We start from the raw sequence: 4,605 nt of genomic DNA on the forward strand, positions 1-4,605 counted from the left end.
TGGCGGACCAAGACGGCTATCCGCGCGCAGCCGTGGAGCCCGTATATCGCCGGCAACGCGGGCAAGCCGGACGTGGTCAGTTCGATTCCGGCTTTCCTGCGCCGCTCACGGGTTGCCTGATGTAACGAAGGGTGCGCCTCGTGCGCACCTGATCGTCCCGCTGCGTAGCAAAGGTAAAGCCGGCGGGGCGATACACCCGCGTATATAGCGGCTCGACGGTGCGGCATCCTTGACAGTTCGATGCCGCACCGCCGTGCCGGTTAATTTTCAAAGGGCACCATGGCGTTTCCCATTCTGAGGCGAGCAAGGCGCAGCATCGGCACGCTCGCCATCGCACTACTGGCGCTGCTTGCGTTCGAGCCGCTCGCAGCCTTCGCGCTGACACCTGCCGATATCGCGCCGCTTGCCGGCGATGACTTCGATGCGAAGTCCGCCGCCATCGACAAGCTGATTGCCAACCACGACGCACCGTCCCAAGCGTTGCTCAAGGCGCTCTCCCAGGACAATGCGCTTACCACTGACTCCGGCGAAGTGCTGATTCAGGACGGCGACACGACCAAAGATGCGCTCACCGGCAAAACTGTCAGCGCCCCCGATGCGCAGCCCGTCACGTTGAACAACCTGTTGCGCTCGAAGGTCTCAGGCGCCCTGTCGGGCTCGCAACTGGACTCGCCGGATCTGGAAACACGCCGCGCGGCGATTAACGCGCTGCTGCAAAACCCGGATCCTTCGATGAAGCCGCAGATCGACGCACAGCGCGCAAAAGAAACCGACCCGGTCCTGAAGCAGCGCCTCGACACGTTATGGGCGATGACGGCCTTGCACAACAGCGATCCGGCCACGCGCCTCGAAGCGGTGAAACTGGTGGCCGCGCGCCACGATCTGGACATGAACGAACTGTTGCGGCCGCTCGTCGCGAAGAAAGCGGACGGCACCTTCGTGGAAAGCGACGCGCGTGTGCGCGCCGCGGCCCAAGCCGGCATCGACGAACTCGACGCGATCCAACGCCGCAGCCAGATTGCCGGCACGCTGTTCGCCGGGCTGTCGCTCGGCAGCGTGCTGCTGCTTGCCGCATTGGGGCTCGCCATCACGTACGGCCTGATTGGCGTGATCAACATGGCGCACGGCGAATTCCTGATGATCGGCGCGTATGCGACCTATGTCGTGCAGAACCTGTTTCAGCACTACGCGCCGGGCGCGTTCAACTGGTACCCGCTGCTCGCCGTGCCAGCCTCGTTCGTCGCCGCAGCGCTGGTGGGCATGGTGCTGGAGCGGCTAGTCCTCAGACACCTGTACGGCCGTCCCCTGGAAACACTGCTGACGACCTTCGGCGTGAGCCTGATCCTGATCCAGGCCACGCGGATGATCTTCGGCGCGCAAAACGTTCAAGTGGAAAATCCGGCGTGGATGAGCGGCGGCGTCACCGTGATGCCCAGCCTGATCCTGCCGTACAACCGGCTCGCGATTCTGGCGTTCTCACTGATCGTGGTGGGCATCGCATGGGCCGTACTCACCAAGACGCGGCTCGGCCTGTTCGTGCGCGCCGTCACGCAAAACCGCCGCATGGCGGCCTGCGTCGGCGTGAAGACCGCGCGCGTCGATTCGTACGCCTTTGCTTTCGGCGCCGGCATCGCGGGACTGGGCGGTTGTGCACTCTCGCAGATCGGCAACGTCGGGCCGGATCTCGGTCAGAGCTACATCATCGATTCGTTCATGGCGGTGGTGCTGGGCGGCGTCGGCCAACTGGCTGGAACGGTGATTGGCGGCTTCGGACTCGGGCTCGTCAGCAAGGCGATCGAACCGTTCTGGGGCGCCGTGCTGGCGAAGATCGCCGTGCTGGTGCTGATCGTGCTGTTCATCCAGAAGCGGCCGCAAGGCATGTTCGCCCTGAAGGGCCGCAGCGCGGAGGCATGAGATGACATCAGCAACCTCCTCCGCTTCCGTTACCTCACCCGGAACGTCGCCGGGCGCCGAACGCGGGGCGCAGAGCGGCTTCGCGCTCGGCTTGCCGCCGCGGCCCGCGTTGCTGTCGCGGCCCGCATGGCTTGCACTGATTGCGCTGATCATCGCGATCGGCCTGGGCGTGCCGTTCTCGGCGCTGGTGTTGCCGGAAACGAGTGCGCTTCACCTCTCCGCGTACATGATGACGCTGTTGGGCAAATTCATGTGCTATGCAATCGGCGCGCTGGCGCTCGACCTCGTATGGGGCTACTGCGGCATCCTGAGCCTCGGACACGCGCTGTTCTTCGCGCTAGGCGGCTACGCGATCGGCATGTACCTGATGCGCGCGATCGGCCATGACGGTGTCTATCAGAGCGATCTGCCCGACTTCATGGTGTTCCTCAACTGGCACGCGCTGCCATGGTACTGGGAAGGCACGCAGCACCTCTGGTACGCGCTGCTGCTGGTGGTGCTGGTGCCGGCCGTGGTGGCATGGGTATTCGGCTTCTTCACGTTCCGCTCGCGGGTGAAGGGCGTGTACCTCTCGATCATCACACAGGCGCTGACGTTCGCCGCGATGCTGCTGTTCTATCGCAACGAAACCGGCTTTGGCGGCAACAACGGTTTTACCGACTTCAAGCGGATCGGCGGCTTCCCGATCACCCATCCGGGCACGCGCACGGCGCTCTTTCTGATTACGTTTGCGGTGTTGGTGCTGGCGTTCCTCGGTGCACGGGCGATTGTGACCTCGAAGCTCGGCCGTGTGGTCACAGCGGTGCGCGACGGTGAAACGCGGTTGATGTTCCTCGGCTACAGCCCGCTTGGCTACAAGCTGTTTATCTGGACCGTGTCGGCGGTGCTGTGCGGGGTTGCCGGCGCGCTGTACGTGCCGCAGGTCGGAATTATCAATCCGGGCGAAATGTCGCCGGGCAACTCGATCGAGATGGCGATCTGGGTGGCGGTGGGCGGCCGCGGCACGCTGATTGGGCCGATTATCGGCGCGTTTGCGGTGAATGGCGCAAAGAGCTTTTTCACGGCGAATTTCCCTGAATACTGGCTGTTCTTCCTTGGCTTGATCTTTGTGCTGGTGCCGTTGCTGCTGCCGAACGGCATCATGGGGTTGATCGACCTCGCGATGCGCAAGAGGAACCGCACATGAACGAAAATCCGATGGTGCCTGACCTGGCTTTACCTGAAGAACCTGCTGAGCGCTCGCTAAGCGGCGTGCCCGATTTCGGACGTGTGGTAACGCCCGGCGAGATTGACGTATCGCATGGAACGATTCTGTATCTGGAGGATGTAACGGTCAGCTTCGACGGATTCCGGGCCTTGAATGCGCTGACGCTATCCATCGATGCGGGGGAGTTGCGTTGCATCATCGGGCCGAACGGCGCCGGCAAGACGACGATGATGGACGTGATTACCGGGAAAACCGAGCCCGATTCGGGCAAGGTGTTTCTCGGGCAGACGATCGACCTGACGCGGATGAATGAACCATCGATCGCACGCGCGGGGATTGGGCGCAAGTTCCAGAAACCGACGGTGTTCGAGCAACATCCGGTTTGGGAGAACCTTGAACTGGCGATGAAGGCTGACAAAGGATGGTGGCCCTCATTGCGGGCGCGGCTCGATCGCGAGGCACAAGCGCGGATTGAAGAGACGCTCGCGTTGATCCGGCTGGAGGGTGAGGCTCGAAGACTCGCCGGTGAGCTTTCTCATGGGCAGAAGCAGCGGCTCGAGATTGGGATGTTGCTTATGCAGCAGCCGGCGCTTCTCTTGCTTGATGAGCCTGCGGCTGGGATGACCGATGATGAGACCATGCAGTTGGCGGAGCTTCTTAATCATCTTCGGGGGACTTGTTCGATGATGGTTGTTGAGCATGATATGGAGTTTGTGGCTGCGCTTTCGGGTGACTCCGGGAAGGTTACTGTTATGGCTGAAGGGCGTGTTCTCGCTCATGGCACGCTTGATGAGGTTAAGAGGGATGAAGGTGTGGTTGAGTCTTATCTTGGGCGGTAGGGTTTGATTTTTGCCTGCGGCGTTTTGGTTTTGGTTGTTGTTCTTATGGTGTTGGCCTTTCCTTGTTGTGTTATCGGTCTATTGGCGTTGCCCCTGTGCGGGGCGGCACCTACTTTTCTTTGCCGCCGCAAAGAAAAGTAGGCAAAAGAAAGCGGGCTCACACCGCCAGCTCGTAGGTGTCCACCTCTTGTGCTCACCCGGAGTGGTCCGAAGACAAGACCTGCCCCCGCACCGCACAGGTAAGTGACAAAGGACTCATTCATCCCGCGAGCGCACTCCGTGCGCCGCAGTCCGGTTCACTAAATAAACCCTCACGTTCGAGGTTCGGGTTCGGGTTCGGCGGTGGCGGTGGCGGTGCGGTGCGGTGCGGTGGATGATGATGATTAGGCTGAGGCGTGGGTGGAGGGAGTTATGCCGAACGGCGGGGCGCGAAGCGCAACGCTGGAGCGGATGATGGCTTTGTCACTATCGGTTGTGGTGCGAGGGCAGGTCTTGTCTTGGGCCGTTCCCGGTGGCGGACCGGGATGGCTCACTACGAGCTGGCGGTGTGAGCCCGCTTTCTTTTGCCTACTTTTCTTTGCGGCGGCAAAGAAAAGTAGGTGCCGCCCCGCACAGGGGCAACGCTAATAAACCGATAACAAAACA

General features: G+C 61.8%; 3 protein-coding genes. All 3 read left to right on the forward strand.

The window, feature by feature from the left end; genetic code table 11:
* The first annotated feature begins 279 nt into the window (after window positions 1-279).
* From urtB to urtD, 3 genes are read left to right on the forward strand one after another with little or no spacing between them, the layout of a single operon-like run.
* A complete protein-coding gene (urtB, locus tag FFS45_RS41260; RefSeq protein WP_137960322.1) occupies window positions 280-1,914 on the forward strand; it encodes an urea ABC transporter permease subunit UrtB in 1,635 nt (544 codons plus the stop codon).
* Between the two features lies 1 nt (window position 1,915).
* Entirely contained in the window at window positions 1,916-3,100 is a 1,185-nt protein-coding gene (gene urtC, locus FFS45_RS41265) for an urea ABC transporter permease subunit UrtC (RefSeq protein WP_137960323.1), read from the forward strand.
* A complete protein-coding gene (urtD, locus tag FFS45_RS41270) occupies window positions 3,097-3,960 on the forward strand; it encodes an urea ABC transporter ATP-binding protein UrtD (RefSeq protein WP_137960324.1) in 864 nt (287 codons plus the stop codon). The genes urtC and urtD overlap by 4 nt, the downstream gene beginning before the upstream one ends.
* Window positions 3,961-4,605: the final 645 nt, after the last annotated feature.

Source organism: Burkholderia sp. 4M9327F10 (assembly GCF_005503145.1).
Taxonomy (GTDB): Bacteria; Pseudomonadota; Gammaproteobacteria; order Burkholderiales; family Burkholderiaceae; genus Paraburkholderia.

Bases quoted from the DNA above. Each gene is read 5' to 3' on its own strand.
- urtC (WP_137960323.1), top strand. From the start codon at position 1,916: ATGACATCAGCAACCTCCTCCGCTTCCGTTACCTCACCCGGAACGTCG.
- urtD (WP_137960324.1), top strand. From the start codon at position 3,097: ATGAACGAAAATCCGATGGTGCCTGACCTGGCTTTACCTGAAGAACCT.
- urtB (WP_137960322.1), top strand. From the start codon at position 280: ATGGCGTTTCCCATTCTGAGGCGAGCAAGGCGCAGCATCGGCACGCTC.